This is a genomic window from Fictibacillus fluitans (assembly GCF_030418125.1).
In the GTDB taxonomy this organism is placed as follows: domain Bacteria; phylum Bacillota; class Bacilli; order Bacillales; family Fictibacillaceae; genus Fictibacillus_C; species Fictibacillus_C fluitans.
The window spans coordinates 839,925-857,691 of record NZ_JAUHTR010000001.1 but is presented as its reverse complement, the minus strand read 5'-3'; the positions used below and the strand labels follow the sequence as shown (position 1 = coordinate 857,691).

The 17,767-nt window shown below is 41.8% G+C and carries 20 protein-coding genes; 13 read left to right on the top strand and 7 right to left on the bottom strand.

Annotation, left to right across the window (positions count from 1 at the left end):
- Nucleotides 1–34: 34 nt before the first annotated feature.
- From opp3b to QYB97_RS04205, 5 genes are all read left to right on the top strand, one after another.
- Nucleotides 35–964: an oligopeptide ABC transporter permease gene (opp3b, locus tag QYB97_RS04225; RefSeq protein WP_301164679.1), complete on the top strand. Its 930-nt coding sequence runs from the start codon at nucleotides 35–37 to the stop codon at nucleotides 962–964.
- The gene (gene opp3C, locus QYB97_RS04220; RefSeq protein WP_425589755.1) at nucleotides 964–1,983 is read left to right on the top strand and encodes an oligopeptide ABC transporter permease; all 1,020 of its coding nucleotides are present in this window, start codon (nucleotides 964–966) and stop codon (nucleotides 1,981–1,983) included. Before opp3b ends, opp3C begins: the two co-directional genes overlap by 1 nt.
- Nucleotides 1,984–1,995: 12 nt before the next feature.
- Entirely contained in the window at nucleotides 1,996–3,015 is a 1,020-nt protein-coding gene (locus tag QYB97_RS04215) for an ABC transporter ATP-binding protein (RefSeq protein ID WP_301164678.1), read from the top strand.
- Complete coding sequence (locus QYB97_RS04210; protein ID WP_301164677.1) at nucleotides 3,015–4,019, top strand: ABC transporter ATP-binding protein; 1,005 nt, start codon at nucleotides 3,015–3,017, stop codon at nucleotides 4,017–4,019. The genes QYB97_RS04215 and QYB97_RS04210 overlap by 1 nt, the downstream gene beginning before the upstream one ends.
- Before the next feature lie 81 nt (nucleotides 4,020–4,100).
- Nucleotides 4,101–4,952: a DegV family protein gene (locus QYB97_RS04205; protein ID WP_301164676.1), complete on the top strand. Its 852-nt coding sequence runs from the start codon at nucleotides 4,101–4,103 to the stop codon at nucleotides 4,950–4,952.
- Between the two features lie 29 nt (nucleotides 4,953–4,981).
- Here the strand turns inward: QYB97_RS04205 and QYB97_RS04200 are convergent, their stop codons facing one another.
- The 3 genes from QYB97_RS04200 to QYB97_RS04190 form a co-directional block, all read right to left on the bottom strand.
- Nucleotides 4,982–5,518: an HD domain-containing protein gene (locus QYB97_RS04200; RefSeq protein WP_301164675.1), complete on the bottom strand. Its 537-nt coding sequence runs from the start codon at nucleotides 5,516–5,518 to the stop codon at nucleotides 4,982–4,984.
- Nucleotides 5,519–5,706: 188 nt separating this feature from the next.
- Nucleotides 5,707–7,461 (bottom strand): UbiD family decarboxylase, encoded by a 1,755-nt coding sequence (locus tag QYB97_RS04195; RefSeq protein ID WP_301164674.1) that lies wholly within the window; start codon nucleotides 7,459–7,461, stop codon nucleotides 5,707–5,709.
- A 72-nt stretch (nucleotides 7,462–7,533) separates the two neighbouring features.
- On the bottom strand, nucleotides 7,534–7,719 hold the full coding sequence (locus tag QYB97_RS04190) for a hypothetical protein (protein ID WP_061968999.1): 186 nt from the start codon (nucleotides 7,717–7,719) through the stop codon (nucleotides 7,534–7,536).
- Nucleotides 7,720–7,856: 137 nt separating this feature from the next.
- Between QYB97_RS04190 and QYB97_RS04185 the strand changes: the two genes are divergently transcribed.
- The 3 genes from QYB97_RS04185 (at nucleotide 7,857) to spxA (ending at nucleotide 9,208) form a co-directional block, all read left to right on the top strand.
- Complete coding sequence (locus QYB97_RS04185) at nucleotides 7,857–8,420, top strand: GNAT family N-acetyltransferase (protein WP_301164673.1); 564 nt, start codon at nucleotides 7,857–7,859, stop codon at nucleotides 8,418–8,420.
- 24 nt (nucleotides 8,421–8,444) lie between these two features.
- A complete protein-coding gene (locus QYB97_RS04180; RefSeq protein ID WP_301164672.1) occupies nucleotides 8,445–8,573 on the top strand; it encodes a hypothetical protein in 129 nt (42 codons plus the stop codon).
- A gap of 239 nt (nucleotides 8,574–8,812) precedes the next feature.
- Nucleotides 8,813–9,208: a transcriptional regulator SpxA gene (spxA, locus tag QYB97_RS04175; RefSeq protein ID WP_061969003.1), complete on the top strand. Its 396-nt coding sequence runs from the start codon at nucleotides 8,813–8,815 to the stop codon at nucleotides 9,206–9,208.
- A gap of 37 nt (nucleotides 9,209–9,245) precedes the next feature.
- Here spxA and QYB97_RS04170 read toward each other — a convergent pair whose 3' ends face one another.
- The gene (locus tag QYB97_RS04170; RefSeq protein ID WP_301164671.1) at nucleotides 9,246–9,908 is read right to left on the bottom strand and encodes a TerC family protein; all 663 of its coding nucleotides are present in this window, start codon (nucleotides 9,906–9,908) and stop codon (nucleotides 9,246–9,248) included.
- A 310-nt stretch (nucleotides 9,909–10,218) separates the two neighbouring features.
- On the opposite strand from QYB97_RS04170, the gene mecA reads away from it, so the two are divergent.
- From mecA to pepF, 3 genes are all read left to right on the top strand, one after another.
- On the top strand, nucleotides 10,219–10,893 hold the full coding sequence (gene mecA, locus QYB97_RS04165; RefSeq protein ID WP_301164670.1) for an adaptor protein MecA: 675 nt from the start codon (nucleotides 10,219–10,221) through the stop codon (nucleotides 10,891–10,893).
- A 92-nt stretch (nucleotides 10,894–10,985) separates the two neighbouring features.
- The gene (locus tag QYB97_RS04160) at nucleotides 10,986–12,203 is read left to right on the top strand and encodes a competence protein CoiA (protein ID WP_301164669.1); all 1,218 of its coding nucleotides are present in this window, start codon (nucleotides 10,986–10,988) and stop codon (nucleotides 12,201–12,203) included.
- Between the two features lie 34 nt (nucleotides 12,204–12,237).
- Complete coding sequence (gene pepF, locus QYB97_RS04155) at nucleotides 12,238–14,055, top strand: oligoendopeptidase F (RefSeq protein ID WP_301164668.1); 1,818 nt, start codon at nucleotides 12,238–12,240, stop codon at nucleotides 14,053–14,055.
- Nucleotides 14,056–14,354: 299 nt separating this feature from the next.
- Here pepF and QYB97_RS04150 read toward each other — a convergent pair whose 3' ends face one another.
- From QYB97_RS04150 to QYB97_RS04140, 3 genes are all read right to left on the bottom strand, one after another.
- Nucleotides 14,355–15,251 carry a ClpXP adapter SpxH family protein gene (locus QYB97_RS04150; RefSeq protein WP_301164667.1) on the bottom strand — a complete coding sequence of 299 codons (897 nt, stop codon included), beginning with the start codon at nucleotides 15,249–15,251 and terminating at the stop codon, nucleotides 14,355–14,357.
- The gene (locus QYB97_RS04145; RefSeq protein WP_301164666.1) at nucleotides 15,248–15,658 is read right to left on the bottom strand and encodes a globin domain-containing protein; all 411 of its coding nucleotides are present in this window, start codon (nucleotides 15,656–15,658) and stop codon (nucleotides 15,248–15,250) included. The genes QYB97_RS04150 and QYB97_RS04145 overlap by 4 nt, the downstream gene beginning before the upstream one ends.
- Nucleotides 15,659–16,010: 352 nt before the next feature.
- Nucleotides 16,011–16,586 carry a CYTH domain-containing protein gene (locus tag QYB97_RS04140; RefSeq protein ID WP_301164665.1) on the bottom strand — a complete coding sequence of 192 codons (576 nt, stop codon included), beginning with the start codon at nucleotides 16,584–16,586 and terminating at the stop codon, nucleotides 16,011–16,013.
- Nucleotides 16,587–16,719: 133 nt separating this feature from the next.
- On the opposite strand from QYB97_RS04140, the gene QYB97_RS04135 reads away from it, so the two are divergent.
- Nucleotides 16,720–17,103 carry a UPF0738 family protein gene (locus QYB97_RS04135; RefSeq protein ID WP_301164664.1) on the top strand — a complete coding sequence of 128 codons (384 nt, stop codon included), beginning with the start codon at nucleotides 16,720–16,722 and terminating at the stop codon, nucleotides 17,101–17,103.
- 22 nt (nucleotides 17,104–17,125) lie between these two features.
- The gene (gene yjbM / locus QYB97_RS04130; RefSeq protein WP_301164663.1) at nucleotides 17,126–17,767 is read left to right on the top strand and encodes a GTP diphosphokinase; all 642 of its coding nucleotides are present in this window, start codon (nucleotides 17,126–17,128) and stop codon (nucleotides 17,765–17,767) included.

Below are 17,767 nucleotides of genomic sequence, written 5' to 3'. Positions count from 1 at the left end.
TAAGCAGGGGTTTATTTTTTTAGGAGGTGCAATAGTGGCTCGTTTCGTACTCAAACGATTGCTTTACATGCTGGTTACACTATTTATCATTACTTCATTTACATTTTTCTTAATGAAGCTGCTGCCAGGTTCTCCGTTTAATAATGAAGAGAAACTGACAGATCAACAAAAATTTATTCTGAATGAAAAATATGGGCTTAATGATCCGGTTCCTGTTCAGTACTTCAACTACATGAGTAATCTGGCAAAAGGCGATTTGGGAGTATCTTTCCAGTATGATAATCGTCCGGTTTCCACCATGATTACAGAAAGAATCGGGCCTTCCGCTGTTCTCGGTATTGAGGCTACGATTATTGGAACAATTATAGGCTTAATTTTAGGAATTGCTGCAGCTCTAAAACACAATACGTCAATTGATTATTTGTCCTCGCTGATTGCGGTTTTGGGAATATCCATTCCATCCTTTGTATTCGCAGGAGTTCTGCAATATTACGTAGGGGTTAAGTTAGAATGGCTGCCCGTTGCCCTTTGGGACGGTCCGAAATATCATGTTCTGCCAGCACTTTCGTTATCTGTCTTTGTAATAGCAACTGTGGCCAGATTCATGAGAACGGAAATGCTTGAAGTGTTGGGACAAGATTATATTACAACTGCTAAATCCAAAGGACTTTCTAACTTGGTCGTAATTTGGAAACATACTATCCGAAACGCAATGATTCCAGTAGTCACCATTCTAGGGCCGTTGGCAATTAACCTTATTACCGGGACACTTATTATTGAAAAAATCTTTGCGGTTCCAGGTTTAGGATTTCAATTTGTCTCATCCATCCAACTGAATGACTACCCAGTCATTATGGCGACAACCATTTTTTATAGTGTGTGTTTTATCATCGTCATTCTGATTGTGGATATTTTATACGGAGTAATTGACCCTCGAATCAGGGTTGCAGGAGGCAAGGGATAATGAGCATGCATGAAAAACAACTGAACAACGACTTATTCCAACCTGCGGTCAAATCTACAGAAGATGCCGAAAAAATCACAAAAGAGAGCACCTCGTTTTGGCAGGACGCCAGACGCCGCTTGTTTGAAAACAAAGGAGCGGTTGCAGGTTTAATTATTATTGTAGCTATATTGCTATTAGCCTTTTTGGGGCCGCTTTTTAGTCACAACACTTTTGATGGCCAGGACACAAGCCGTACAAATTTACCGCCGCGTATTCCTGTGCTTGAAAAGGTAAGCTTCCTGGGTCTTGACGGAGTAGACATTCGTGGCGTTGATCAATACAAGATGAAGAACCAACCCAACAACTACTATTGGTTTGGAACAGATGCCCTCGGAAGAGATCAGTTTGTCCGTGTCTGGAAAGGGACACAGATTTCGTTATATATCGCCTTTTTGGCAGCTGCCATTGATATGATCATTGGTGTGGCTTATGGTTCTATCTCAGGATATTATGGCGGAAAAACAGATAACATCATGCAAAGGATTATCGAGATTCTTATTGGTATACCAAACCTGATTGTTGTTATCCTTATGATTCTAATTCTTGATCCGGGTATTCTCTCCATTACGTTCGCCATGGTTATTACCGGCTGGACGACGATGGCCCGTATTGTCCGCGGTCAGATCCTAAAACTGAAAAACCAGGAATTTGTTTTGGCATCCGTAACACTGGGAGCCAAGAGTTCTAGGATTTTAACAAAGCACATGTTTCCAAATATACTGGGATCCATCATCATTACATCCATGTTTACCATTCCAAGTGCGATCTTTACAGAGGCTTTCCTGAGCTTCATTGGTCTCGGGATTTCACCGCCGACTGCCTCCCTTGGATCATTGGTAAACGAAGGGTTTAAATCATTGCAAATTTATCCGCACCTTGTATTGTACCCGGCTGTAATTATTTCTTTAATCATGATCAGTTTTAACCTTCTCGGTGACGGCTTGCGTGATGCATTAGATCCTAAGATGCGTAAATAGGGGGAGAAATAGATGAAAAATATATTGGAACTAAAAAATGTCAATGTCTCCTTTCATACGTTTGCAGGCGAAGTAAAAGCTGTCCGTGGGGTAAATCTTCATCTTGAAAAAGGGGAGTCTCTTGCAATAGTTGGAGAATCAGGCTCCGGAAAATCTGTTACTTCAAAATCCATCATGAGATTGCTGCCTGAAAAAACGAGTGAAATTAAGGAAGGCGAAATCCTTTTTGAAGGAAGAGATCTTACCAAAATTTCAAACCGGGAAATGGAAAAAATCCGCGGTTCTGAAATTTCAATGATCTTCCAGGATCCGATGACTTCTCTCAACCCGACGATGACGGTTGGCAAGCAGATCATGGAAGGTCTTCGGAAGCATCAGAATCTATCTAAAAGTGAAGCGAAGGAACGCGCCGTCAATCTATTAAAATTGGTCGGCATCCCGAATCCTGAGCTTCGTATCAGCGAATATCCCCACCAATTTTCAGGTGGTATGAGGCAGCGTGTAGTAATTGCGATTGCGCTGGCATGTAATCCTAAAGTCTTGATTGCTGATGAGCCTACAACAGCTCTTGATGTGACCATTCAGGCGCAAATCCTCGACTTGATGAGGGACCTGCAGCAAAAGACAGGAACAGCCATTATTTTAATCACGCATGATCTTGGCGTAGTGGCGAATCTGTCTCAAAGGGTTGCCGTTATGTATGGCGGTACCATTGTTGAGACAGGAACAACTGACGAAGTATTTTATAACCCGAAGCATCCGTATACATGGGGATTACTGTCTTCCATGCCTAAGTTGAATTCAGGGGATAAAGAGTTAATGGCGATTCCAGGTACACCACCGAACTTGCTTAACCCGCCAAAAGGCTGTCCTTTTGCAGCCCGTTGTCCGTATGCAATGCAGGTGTGTGTGGATCACATGCCGGATGTGACCGATGTTACTTCCACGCATAAATCGGCATGCTGGCTTCTGGATGAGCGTGCTCCTCAGGTTGAACCGCCTGAAGCTGCATTAGTAGGAGGTGCCCGTTAATGGCAGTTGTTGAACGAGAAAAATTATTGGAAGTAAAAAATCTCAAAAAACATTTCAATGTTGGAAAAAATGCTGTCTTAAAAGCAGTTGATAATGTCAGCTTTGATATATATAAAGGAGAGACTCTCGGACTGGTAGGAGAATCCGGATGCGGAAAATCAACTACCGGACGAACCATCATCCGACTCTATGAGGCTACTGGCGGAAATGTAGCCTTTGAAGGTGAAGATGTACACGGCAAGAAGTCCAGGAAAGAGTTAAAGTCGTTTAACCGTCGCATGCAAATGATTTTCCAGGATCCCTATGCCTCTTTGAATCCAAGGATGACCATCAAGGATATTATTGCCGAGGGAATAGATATCCACGGATTGGCAAAAAACGATAAAGAACGTATGGAAAGAATCTATGAGCTTCTTGAAACCGTGGGCTTGAACCGTGCGCATGCCAGCCGTTACCCGCATGAGTTCTCCGGCGGGCAGCGGCAGCGTATCGGTATTGCCCGTGCTCTGGCTGTAGATCCGGAATTCATTATTGCGGATGAACCGATTTCTGCCCTTGATGTTTCCATCCAGGCGCAGGTAGTAAACCTGTTGATGAAACTTCAAAAAGAACGAGGTTTAACATATTTGTTTATTGCCCATGACCTTTCCATGGTTAAGCATATTTCTGATCGTGTGGGTGTAATGTATCTTGGTAACATTGTAGAACTGGCTGCAAGTGATGAGCTTTACGAAGAGCCTTTGCATCCTTACACTCAGGCACTTCTTTCCGCCATTCCTGTTCCCGATCCGGAAGTTGAGCGAAGCCGTGAGCGCATCATTTTGGAAGGTGATCTTCCAAGCCCGATCAGCCCTCCAAGTGGCTGCCGGTTCCGTACACGGTGCCCGCATGCAATGGATGTATGCGCGAGCAAGGATCCAAAATGGATGGAAGCGCGTGAAGGGCACTGGGTAGCGTGCCATCTTTATGACAATGAGTTGAACACTGAGAATAAACAGCAATAAATACAGCGATCTCCTGTATAACGGGAGATCGTTTTGTGTTATGTTAAGGAAGTAAGGAATCTTTTTTAGTGAGGTCATTAAATGAATATTACGTTTGTACTGGATAGTGCCAGCGATTATTGTGCTGAACACCATGCATTATCCATTCCTATAGCCGTAGTTCCTCTAAATATTACGTTTGGCAGTGATCATTATTTAGATGGTGAGAATATCAGCACAGATATGTTTTACGAGCGAATGGCAAAAGAAGAACACCTTCCAAAAACCAGCCAGCCATCCCCGCAATCCTTTTTGAATGTATTTCAAAACGAGATTGAAAAAGGGAATGAACTCATCTATATAGGACTTTCTTCGAATTTGAGCGGAACGGTACAAAGTGCGTCCATTGCTAAAGGGATGCTTGATGAAAATGCCCAACATAACGTTCATATTATCGATTCTGGCACTGCTTCTGCAGGGATCATGGTCTTGCTCAAGCTGGCAGATGCCCTGGTCCGTGAAGGGAAAGAAGCGAAGCAGATTGTTGAGGAACTTGAACGTCAAAAGGAAACGATTATTGCTTACGTACTTCTCGAGACACTGGAGAATGTAAAAAAAGGCGGGCGTATTTCAGCAGTACAGGGCGCCATTGCGGAATTTTTAAATATTAAACCGCTTTTATCGGTTCAAAATGGAATTGTTGAAACAGTAGGGAAGTTCAGGGGAAAGAAAAAGGGACTTTCCAAGCTGAAAGAAATCCTGCAGGAGTGGCACCATCAACATCCTGAAAAAGAACTTTTCATCATTCACAGCCTTCCATCCAAGCAAGAGGTAATTAAAGAATTCGGTGAATTTTTCTCGTTTGCCAAATTTAAATCGGTTACATTTACTCGTTTTGGAAGCACCATTGGAACCTATGCAAGTGAAAATGCGATAGGATTTATTCTCCATTAATAATAATAAAAACACTCCGTATGATTTATCTATACGGAGTGTTTTAGATTTTCTGTCTCATATTGAGCATCCACCAATCGGTCCAATTTTTTAATGCGTGAAAGTGCTGTACTTGTATCCAGACTTCGATAATGATGCATTCCATCCGGCTCTTCATCTGCCTCATCTGCGAGTGCCACAACACGTTGAAGAGGTCTCAGTTCCAGCTGTCCTTCTGGCAGATAGGAATCGGTGTGCAACAGGATGGCAAGAGCGATTTCTTTTGCTTTGCGCGGGTCTTCGCCAAGCCGGATAAGCAGTTCATGTGCTCTTTCTGCTCCTTTTATGGCATGAATATCGTTCTCTTTATAAAGTGAGTAATCCCATTGGCCGTTTGTATACCAGGTAAAATGCCCGATGTCATGCAGCAGTGCCGCTTTTGTAGCAAGATCAGGATCGACTCCATATTCTTTTGCGAGTGAAAGGGCATGGTAGGCGGTAGCAATCGCATGGACAACACCAGACCTGGTAAGATACTTTTGGGCTGACGGCTGCTGAAAAATATCTGTTAACGTTACATTTCTCATTGCCATTTCTCCTTTCGTTTTTCTTTTTAAAAAACCCCCAGCATAATGAGAGGGCTTGTTTCTCCAGAAATGTATATTGTTATATACTATACCACCAAAATAAGGGCGTTTCAACCAATATAATTGTAAAATAATTGGAAACGTTCTCATTCCAATTAAAATAAAAGAAGGGAATTCTCCCTTCTTGATTAAAAATATTCGTTCCAGCGACTTGTTACCAATTCATCAATATCCTCCCGTGTTTCAACTGTTTCAGGATAAAAGGATTTCATACGTGCATCGATGATAATAGGACCGCTGTATTTCAGTTTGTTACGGACTACCTCGTGTTTTGCATATAGGTCAAAGGCAGGGTCGAACCGGGTAAAGGCTGTCCATAAAAATTGGGACTGTGTAGCGGCAATGGAGGCATCGTCTACCAGGAAAACGAGCTGCCAGCCGCTGAGCTGCGCAGCAGCGTTCTCCAGCAGTTTTGAAGCAAATTCAGGTTCTTCCTCGAATGATGGACCGGAAACGCAAAGACAGCCTCCACAATAAGGCTGAACACCATTAATGCCTGGTATGGTTCCACCTTCATAAGAACGCTGCAATTCTCTGACTGGTTCACCAAGTCCTGTCATTATTGCTTTGCTGCCAGTGTTAAATTTACGCCCGGTATAATCCAGTGTATCCATTGAGGTATCATTAAGAATGAGAAGATCTCTTTCCGGTAAAAAGCGTTCAAGCACTGCTTCCAGCAGCTGCGAAAAATCCTGCAAATCTACATCTTTATTCGTGACCATCAGGAATTTCGTCAGCGTCAGCTGGCCTTCACCCATAATCCTTAGTGCATGAGCCAGTCCTTCTTTATAATAAGATTCCCGAACCACAGCACCAGCGAGGGCATGGAATCCAGTTTCGGCGTACGTCCACAATTGTTTAACCCCATTCATCACGACAGGAAAAAGGGGGCTCATCAGGCGCTGCAGGTATTCACCGATAAAATAGTCTTCCTGCTTTGGTTTTCCTACCACTGTTGCGGGATAAATCGCATCCTTTCGTTTCCACATATGCCCTACTTCGAATACCGGGAAATCATGCGCCCATGAATAGTAACCGTAATGATCTCCAAACGGGCCTTCAGGTTCTCTTATATGCGGTGGCACATATCCGCCAAACGCAAACTCTGCTTCTGCAATTAGAGGGTGAGGGTAGCCAGGAGCATGCGTAAGGTTCAATTTGTCACCCATAAGCATGGAAGTAAACATGAGCTCAGGAACGGCTTCAGGGACAGGAGCAATGGCACTGATGATAAGTGCAGGCGGTCCGCCCAGAAATAGGGTGACAGGCAGCTTTTGGTTCATCTGCTCTGCTTCATAATGGTGAAAACCTCCACCTTTATGAATTTGCCAGTGGATTCCGGTTTTCTTTTCTTCCTTAATTTCAATTCTGTACATCCCAAGGTTATGCTCGTGCTTTCCTGGATGTTCGGTATATACAAGGGGCAGTGTGACAAAAGGATTGCTGTCAAGATGCCAGCCCGTCAGAGCAGGCAGTTTCTTCATATTAACGTCGGTTGTATAGTACTCCATAACAGGAGCTTTAGATGGTTTTACCGTTTTAGTTCCTATTTTAAGAACATCTTTTATCATTCCTCTTTTCCCCCATAGCTTTGAAGGAGAGGGGGGCATAAGATCATCAATTGAGTCAACGAGCTGCTGGACAAGTGCTTCTGGCTTTGGGCCAAAAGCCAGCTCCACACGGCGGATTGTTCCAAATAAATTGGTTACAACAGGAATGTCAGAGCCTTTTACATTGGTAAACAGCAATGCCGGCCCCTGCTCATCAATTACCCGCCGGTGGATTTCTGGGATTTCCAGATAAGGGTCAACCGGTGCATTTATTTCAATAAGTTCGTTTTCTTGCCGAAGTTGTTGTATAAAGGTACGTATGTTAATATGCATGTATCCACCTCTAGTATGTAATTAATATCTTTATCTTCACAAAAAAACAACTTCCCGTAAAGTAGAAGCTGTTCAAAGGTCTCTTCTTTTTACATTTCTCCAGCTGGATTGAAACGATTTGGTTCGGTCCACAAATTTCAAAACCGACTTCCCGCCAAACAGTTTAAGTGAAAACCAATGTGAAATAATTCCCATGAAAGCGGTTAAACCGATGACAAAGACGGCGAGCAGAAGCAAATCACGAAAAAATAAAGCCATCCAATCCCCTCCAGTGAAAAGGCATTCATTCTTCTTCATTGTATAAGATGTTTATCCCTTTGGAAAGAGGGAAAACTAGTTGATGGTTAATTTACTCACTCTATAACTAAATAACTGTGTTAGGAGCTGGCTTCAAAATGAACTGGTATGACAAATTAAATCAATATTTTCCGATTGAGGAAATGAAATCCAAGGAACATATGGAACTCCTTTTGAAGGATAAAGGGGACATTTACCATAAAGATGAAGGGCCGCATCATGTATTAATGTATGTTGAGCTGGACGATTTTATCTTTATTGATTATTTATTTGTATCCAAAGAGTCCCGGGGCCAGGGACTTGGGAAAAAGCTGCTGCAGCAGCTGAAGGAAAAACAAAAGCCGATTATCCTTGAAGTGGAGCCCGTCGATTATGAAGACACGGATACAGAAAAAAGACTGCGCTTCTATCGCAGGGAAGATTTTACACATGCCTCAAAAATAGGGTACAGGCGCAGGTCTCTTGCAACTGACAAAGTGAACGAAATGGAGATACTATACTGGTCTCCAAAAGGAGAAAGTGAAGAAAGTGTTTATGAAAACATGAAAAAGACGTATAATGAAATACACACGTACAAAGATAAAGAATTGTACGGTAAAGAATACGAGGATGTATCCGACGTATTAACCTTTCAGCACGATAAAGACGCCATAACCGAGTAATTTCTATGGCAAGGAGGTATCTGCATGAAAGCCAAGGAAAAGAAAAAACAGACCAAACGGGAAATGCTTAAAGAAATGCTGAAAAAGAATCTTAAAGGCTTATCAGCTGTTCCCAAAAAAGGTCCTGCATCACAAGTAAAATCAATTGCATAACTGACCGAATAGGATGAATAGTTCTTCATCCTATTTCTTTTTTATGTTTTGTGAAACTTTTTACAGGGTAATACGTCTATATAAGTGAAATACCGATTTTCGATTATGGTGTATAAGTTTTATTACATTTTTGTGAAGACCTTTATTTTTATAGAAAATGTAGTATAATAAAAAATATGATTTAATAACTATTTTAAAGTAGATACTAAATCAGGAGTATGGGGAAGGAGAAGATCCATATGGTTACTCTATTTACTTCGCCGAGTTGCACATCTTGTCGTAAGGCAAAAGCGTGGTTAAAAGAAAATGAAATTCCATACCAAGAAAGAAATATCTTTTCAGAGCCTTTAAGCATAGAGGAAGTGAAACAAATTCTTCGAATGACAGAGGATGGAACGGATGAAATCATCTCCACCCGTTCAAAGACGTTTCAGGAATTGAACTTAAATGTTGAAACAATGCCTCTGCAGGATTTATATCAGCTGATTGCTGACAATCCCGGGCTATTAAGAAGGCCAATTATCATGGATGAAAAACGACTCCAGGTAGGCTACAATGAAGATGAAATCAGAAGGTTTTTACCTAGAAAAGTCCGTACGTACCAGCTTCTTGAAGCCCAGCGTATGGTTAACTAAAAAAACTTCTACAGATTAAATTCTGTAGAAGTTTTTTTTATGTTGATTTTTTTGCTTTTTTAACGAATGCACCGGCCATAATGACCCCAACGACGATAAAGATGATTAGGCCGTACTCCAAAGCAGGATATGACAGGAAGAAGGGCTGCAATTCCTTTTCGGATGTAATCATTCCAGCCGCTGTATAAGCAAGGATAGCTGAACCGATATAAATCAAGAAAGGAAATCGTTCCATGAGATGAAGAATGGCTTTGCTTCCCCATATAATGATCGGCACAGAAACCAGCAGTCCGATAATGACGAGCGGTACAGAACCATGTGAGGCTCCGGCAACTGCCAAAACATTATCCAGGCCCATCGCAATATCAGCTACAACAATGGTCCGGATCGCGCCGAAAAGAGACATTCCGGGTTTGATGCTGTTTTCTTCATTATCATCAACCAGCAACTGATAAGCTATATAGATAAGGAGCAACCCGCCAATCAGATAAAGAAATGGTATCTTCAGTAAATAAACAACGAGTATGGTTAAGATCACCCTTACTACGATGGCAAGGCCTGTCCCAATTAAGATCGCTTTATTGCGCTGCTGCTCAGGAAGATTTCTGCTGGCTAAAGCAATGACAATGGCATTGTCTCCTCCGAGAAGAATATCAATCGCGATAATTTGCAATAGTGCGACCAGAAAATCGGCTTCCACGTATCAATAACCCCTTTCAGATGCTAAACCCCAACATTTGTGTTAAAATAGACGAAATGTTTTAATAAAGACCATTGAATTATATGACAGCAGATATAGGGCGTCAAGAAAAGGCCATTATGAAAAAAAGGGCAGAAAATTGGGTCAGCATATTTATTTCCAACTTTGAACTTTTGTCATAGAATATGAGTACAAGAATGAAGTAACTTGGGATTGAATTTTCTTATTTTAGGGAAAAGTGACAATACATCATACTCAGGGGAAAATATCCCTTCATAGGATACAATACGGAGAGAAGGGAGAGAACGAAATGGAAATCGAAAGAGTAAATGAATTTACCATAAAGTTTTTCATTACGTACAGAGATATAGAAGACCGGGGCTTTGACCGTGAAGAAATCTGGTCTGATCGTGAACGGGGGGAAGAGTTGTTCTGGGAAATGATGGATGAGGCGCATCAACAAGAACAGTTTCCGCTTGAGGGACCGTTATGGATTCAGGTTCAGGCCTTGGATAAAGGACTTGAAATCATAGTAACGAGAGCACAAATGTCTAAAGACGGCACGAAATTGGAGCTCCCTCTAGGCGATGAAAAAATTGATCTTCCTGTAGATAAAAATATCGAAAAAATACTGGATCAGCAGTTTGCTGCAGAAGATTCTGATGGGGCAGAGGATATTGAACTTGCAGATGAGGATTATCTCTCATTCCTGGTGGTATTTAAGGACTTCGAGGACATGATCATGCTTTCTCATAATGTTGACAGCACATTATTTGCCAATTCCCTGTATCACTTCGAAAATAAGTATTACCTGTATGTAACCTTCAATCCAGAAACAACAGATCGTGAACAGGATGACTTATTATCCCAATTGCTTGAATATGGCGCTGATTCGGACGCTTCCATTCACCGAATTCAGGAATATGGAAAGCAAATTATTGCAGAGCATGCACTTGAGGATGTATCCACTCATTTCAGCTTGTAAGAAAACACCGATTTCATGACTGAAATCGGTGTTTTTTTGTTGTTGAAAACCGTGGAATAGTACCATAAACTTAAAGAAAAAGGAGTGATGTAATGCTCGTTGCTTATTTGGACAACGGGATTCGGATCAGTCTGTTAGCCGGTTATACGAAAGAAGAGCTAAGAGAAATGCAGCGTAATAACGGCTTTTACTGTCCGGAATGCCGCAGCAGGATGCAGATCAAAGCAGGCACCATGAAAATATGGCATTTTTCCCACCTTCCCGGTGCAAGTGAATGCTCCCTTTTAAAAGGGGAGTCCATGTATCATCTTCTCGGTAAAAAACTGTTGTATGAACAGGCCAGCAGACGTTTCCCCAACGTGCAACTGGAACCATTCTTTCCGGACATCTCCCAGCGGCCGGATTTATTCATCCCCGCCAACTCACCTGTTGAATTTCAATGCTCAACCATTTCCTCAGCTCTTTTTATGGAACGAACAAAGGGATATATCAGCATGGGAATGTCGCCCAAATGGATTTTGGGCAGGAAAAGATTGAAAATCCTCACCCCTGTTACCTTTCAGCTTTCCTCATTTGACTGGCTCACTGCCAACCTTTCGTCTTCACAACTCCCTTCTCTCACTTATTTTTGCCCTGAAGAGGCAAACTTGCTTTATTTGTCATCGATCGTTCCTGTCACCTCAACCCGTGTTTACGGAAACCTTCTCCAAATTCCATTAGAAAAGTATACTTTTCATGACATACCCATACCGATTTTTAAAAAAAGCAGCAAACCTCTTTTTCCCGTTACCTCCTGGCTCCATACGAAAAAGCAGTGGAGACTACACGCCTTTAAACAAAACCATCCCACTTTTTATTATTTAAAAAAGCTTTTTCTTCAGAATGGATCCGCGATCACTTATTTTCCTTCAGAAGCAGGCATGCCCGTAATGGGCTCATATACATTGATTGAGCCTTCTTACGTATGGCAATCCTACCTTCTCCTGTTATGTATCATTCCAGTAAAAATTGGCGCTCCCATCAGTTATTCACGGGTATATAACTCCATTCAAAAGCTGGTTGAGAAAAAGATGCTGACAACCAGACAGCTGCCGCTCATTAAAAACATTGATTATTCTCATGCCGTTTTGAATTATCTTGAACTGTTATGTGCCTACGGTATATTAAAGCAGGTGGGGGAAGCAGTTTTTACAAAGATACGCAATCCCGTATTTCCTAGCACAATGGATTCAGCATTAAAAAATGATTACCTTATCATGCAGTTCAGTGTAAAACATGGTTTGAATGCACTCTTTTCTGGTAAAATGTAGGTATGTTCAATACTACAGTTGGAGGTGCAGCCTTATGGCTCAAACAAAATCAACGTCTCTTCCAAAGCGTGAAGAGCTGCCACTGCAGGATACATGGGATCTTGAAGCGATTTATGCAACCAATGACAAATGGGAAGAAGAATTCAGTGAAGTTAAACGATTATTGCCGGAAATAAATCAATACCAGGGAAAATTGGGTGAATCCGCAGATACGTTATTTCAATTTTTTCAAAAGCAGGATGAGCTGACAAAAAAGCTTGGGAAGCTGTATACATACGCCCACATGAGATATGATCAGGACACTACAAATTCTTTTTATCAGGGATTAAATGACAGGGCATCAAATCTTGCTACACAGGTGAGCAGTTCATTATCATTTGCAGTGCCCGAAATTCTGTTGCTGCCGGAAGAAACAATTGCATCTTTCATCCAGGAAAATAAGGATTTAGGATTGTACAAGCAGGCTCTGGATGAAATTAACCGCCAGAGGCCGCACGTTCTCTCAAAAGAAGAGGAAGCCCTGCTCGCCGATGTCAGCGACGTTACAGCGAGTCCAAGTACAACCTTTGGCATGCTGAACAATGCAGACTTAAGGTTCCCGGTTATTAAAGATGAAAATGGCGATGACATTGAAGTGACTCATGGAAGATACATCCGCTTTCTTGAAAGCAGCGACCGCCGTGTACGGGAAGATGCCTTCAAAGCAGTTTATGGCACTTATGATAAGTTTAAAAATACGTTTGCAAGCACCCTGGCGGGAACTGTGAAGAAGGATAACTTTTTTGCCCGAACAAGGAAGTTTGACTCAGCCAGACAGGCAGCATTAAATACTAATAATATTCCGGAAGAGGTATATGAGAACCTCGTCAAAACGGTCAATGATCACCTTCACTTGCTTCACCGGTATGTGGATATACGAAAACGTGCCCTCAATCTGGATGAACTGCACATGTATGACCTGTACACTCCGCTTGTGCAGGATGTGAAAATGGAAGTAACTTATGAAGAGGCCAAGAAGCTTGTACTGGAGAGCCTGGATCCAATGGGGGAAGAATATAAGAATATCGTAAAAGAAGGCTTTGAAAAACGCTGGATTGATGTTCATGAAAATGCCGGGAAGAGGAGCGGGGCATATTCCTCGGGTGCGTATGGAACCATGCCTTATATTCTTCTGAACTGGCAGGATAACGTTAATAACCTTTTTACACTAACTCATGAAATCGGGCATTCCGTGCACAGCTATTATACAAGAGACTCCCAGCCTTATCCGTATGCTGATTATTCGATCTTTGTGGCGGAGGTGGCATCAACCTGCAATGAAGCATTGCTCAACCACTATATGCTGAACAAAACAAACGATAAGCAGGAGAAATTGTATTTATTGAATCACCATCTCGAAGGTTTCCGCGGAACTGTCTTCCGGCAAACGATGTTTGCGGAATTTGAACAGGCCATCCATGTTCGCGCGGCGAATGGCGAGCCACTGACGCCTGAACTTCTTACTCAGATCTATTATGAATTAAATGTTAAATATTTTGGCGAGAATGTGGTGATCGATAAGGAAATTGGTCTGGAATGGTCAAGAATACCGCATTTTTATTACAATTTCTATGTGTATCAATATTCCACAGGCTTCAGCGCGGCTGCTTCACTTTCTAAGCAAATTTTGGAAGAAGGCGAAAGTGCTGTTTCCAGATATATTGATTTCCTGAAAGCAGGAAGCTCCGATTATCCAATTGAGGTACTGAAAAAAGCAGGAGTCGATATGACGACTTCCAAGCCAGTTGAAGATGCCTTGAAAGTTTTTGAAGAAATTTTGGATGAGATGGAAAGCTTGTTGTTTGAACAATAAAAAGGAAGCTCCTTGCCGGTTTATCCGGCTGGGAGCTTTCTTTCATTCGTGAAAGAGTTTATTGAATTTATAACGATAGTTCAGGCAAAGCATAAACAACAGGATGGTCAAAAATAGAACGGGGATGGAAAAAGCAAAGGAAACCATCTTCAACAAGGACAAAAGGAAGAAGTAAAAACCGCCAGCAAGCAATAACATGCATAATAGGAATATAATGAAAATCACGATGAATAACCTCCTTGGCACTATTTTATTTGTACAAGGCGCAAAAAAGACGAACCTTATAGGGTTCGTCTTTTTTAGGAATGGGTATATTTCCAAAAGGTACCGTGTTTTACCGGGACTTTTTTTACAATTTGCTGCAATACCAGCTTTTTCATAGATGATTCAACTTCACTTGCGGTCATGTTGTAAACGACTGCCAGTTCCTTAGTGGCCACAAAACGATAGGTTTTCATAAAATCCTCTATCGGCGGGGGTGTATTTGGCTCTGGGCGAAAGCCCAGCATTTCTTCAATAATAGTGACATAAATGGAATACTGGTAGCTTCCTGCAATTTTCAAGCCTTCATCTTCAGCTCTATCGTTAAACATAATCAGCGTTGGTATCTGTTCAATTTCCATCTCATTGGAAAATTTCCAGTCGCAATGCAATGCTTTTATGGCAGATTGAGAATGAATATCTTTCATAAATTCACAAGCATCCAATCCCACATTTTCTGCGATGGCATAAAGAACATCTTCTTTTGAGATATTTTGTTTTTGCAAAAACAAATGTTCTCTCAATGTTCTCAAGAATTTGTTTCCTGATTGCTTTCCTTGAAGTTCGGCCGCTTTGATGGCAAGAAAAACAAGGTAAGGTGCGAAAATTGGATCCTCCCGCCACAAATCTCCGTCACAGCTCATGCCTGACATGTTGGCGGTTTTATCCCATCTCTCAGCAATGCGTTTCGCAGATGCCTCTCCTTTTTTTCTAAAGGAATTCAGTGAATCCAGCCGTCCTCCGATAATATGTCTTAATGTGAAATATTGGCCATATTCAACTTGCAGTTTTTTTAATATAGGTTCAAGTGCCCAGCATTCGGGGCACAAAGGATCAATTACAGAATAAAGTTCCAAAGGCTTATGACAGTTGGAAGCAGCGATATTACCCTTCTGCTTCGCTTCAAAAGGATACCCGGCTTCAGAAAATGTCAATAGTTATTCTCCTTTCCATGGCTATCATCGGATGTATTTACCATATGATAAGCAGTCATGGTTAGACGGCTGATAATAAAATCCCGTAAAGGGCCTTGCAGGGATACGGAATCCATCGCTTTTTCCATACAGCCAAGCCAGGCTTTGGCATGGCGATTTGTAATAGGAAAGGGCATATGTCTTGCTCTAAGCATAGGATGTCCATGTTCCTGGGTGTATAAAGAGGGACCGCCAAGAAACTGAGTTAAAAATTGTATTTGTTTTCGTGCTGTTTCAGTCAGGTCATCTGGAAATAGGGGAGCCAAAACCTCATCTTGCTTAACAAAACCATAAAAGTTTGTAACCATTTCTTTTAAAACGGCTTCTCCCCCCAAATGTTCATAAGGGGTCATGTCCATATCATTCATGGGTAAAAACTCCTTCAAGCTTATATCAAAATAAGAAAAGTAACAGGAATGCTTTAGACAACTCCACCATTCGTCCTGATAAATTTGGATGAATAGTATTCCCGTTTTTCATTTGTGTAAACTTATTGTAGCAAGGGTATGGCAGTCTTAGCAAACAATAGGTCTGTGGCCTGTGAATTGCAAAAGAAAAACGCCTTTACTAAAGGCGTATAGGCGTTAAAAGATTGATATATGTAATACTTTGGCTGCATAATTATGGATTTGTTTTTATCAGGCCACGTTTCCTTCCTTCATTTTCCCCTCACCTATAGATCGAAACATACCAAATGAAGACGATATACAAACTTGGCGTCTAGCTGTTTTTCGCCTCGAAAAACCGCTGTATCTTGTTTAATGTGGATCTTTCAGGAATTCCGTAAGTATTCAAAAGTTCCTTGAAATTCATCTCTCCCTGCTGCCTTTCTTTTGCCTCATATTCAAGTTCAAAATCTGTGACGGAAAGGTATTGGTTCTCATCCAAAACAAGGATCCCGTCTTTATAAGGCAGCTCTGCTCGTTTGGTTGTTAATGTGCCGAGGTAGACAATGTCTTCGGGCTGGATTTTCAATTCTGCCAAAATGGAGCAGATATCCCCGTCCACCATCTTGTTTTCTTTCATAATTCCATCAAACTCGGATTCTGTAAGGGATTGGTGTGTTTCAAGAAGGCCATCGGGGTGAGGCTGCTTCAGGGTAAGTTTACGGGAACCGTTTTTTTCCCGGATTCGAAGAGCGCACCGATGCTGCTTCAATGAGAAAGAAGGGGTATCGAAATAGTGGTTAACCTGGGTAATAAAGGACTCTTCTTGAAGGGACAGTTCGTTAGAAATACGAAAAAATTCATCAGGAGTCAGTAAATTCTTAAATTCAATTTCTACTTCTTGCTCCATGGCCAGCACTCCTTTTCGGTTGTTTTGCACGAATCTCATTATGACACAGGTCATTTTGATTCTCAAATAACAAAATGTCCACGGACTTATGTTAAACTAGGGTGTAGAATATTGTTATTTTTAGGAGGTACTCATGGCGATCAGACATGACATACAACACGCAGAAACAGGTGAACAGCTCATTCTTCAGATTACTCCGGACAGCGCTATTTCCGAATGGAAGGACGGAGAGAGAATGCTGGTTGATTCCGATCAGCTGTCCTTTATCTATGTACTGGAAACGAAGGATGACCTGATTTATATCGGGCTGCCAGAGCCATTATGGGGGAAATTGAGCGAGGCCATGTCAGCGGGCCTTCCTGTGGTACTTCAAGGAACCGAAGGAGAAGATACCTTGCCGCTGGGCGCTCTTCATTCTGAACTGTCTTATCTGATAGAAAATATTAAGGATAACAGTAATTATGGAGAAGAAATGCTGGAAGCAGTAGAAAAAGCGTTTTCTGCTCATATTAAGTAAAGACAGGAAGGTGAATGAGAGTATGGATTGGGAAACCCTTCTCGCACCCTATAAACAAGCTGTTGATGAATTAAAAGTGAAGTTCAGGGGCATTCGCGAACAATATCAAAAAACGATCAAGCAATCTCCGATTGAATTTGTGACTGGAAGGGTAAAGCCTATTAATTCGATTCTTAATAAAGCCTGGCAAAAGAATATTCCGCTGGATAAAATTGAAGAGGAAATTCAAGACCTTGCGGGACTGCGAATCATGTGCCAGTTTACAGATGACATTAAAAAAGTAATAGATATGCTCCGGAATCGGAAAGATTTTGAGATTGTGGAAGAGCGTGATTACATCACCAATAAAAAACCAAGCGGCTACCGGTCCTACCACCTGGTCATCCGTTATCCTGTCCAGACGCTGGATGGAGAAAAGCCACTGCTTGTAGAAGTGCAAATCAGGACACTTGCCATGAATTTCTGGGCGACCATCGAACATTCATTGAATTATAAATACCAGGGGCAGATCCCAAAGGACATTCAGCTTCGTCTTCAGCGTGCAGCAGAGGCAGCCGGCCGGCTGGACGAAGAAATGGCTGAAATCAGAGGAGAAGTACAGGAAGCGCAAATCGTTTTTTCAGAACGGACGGATGACGGAAGCGGATCAGCTTCTACTACATAA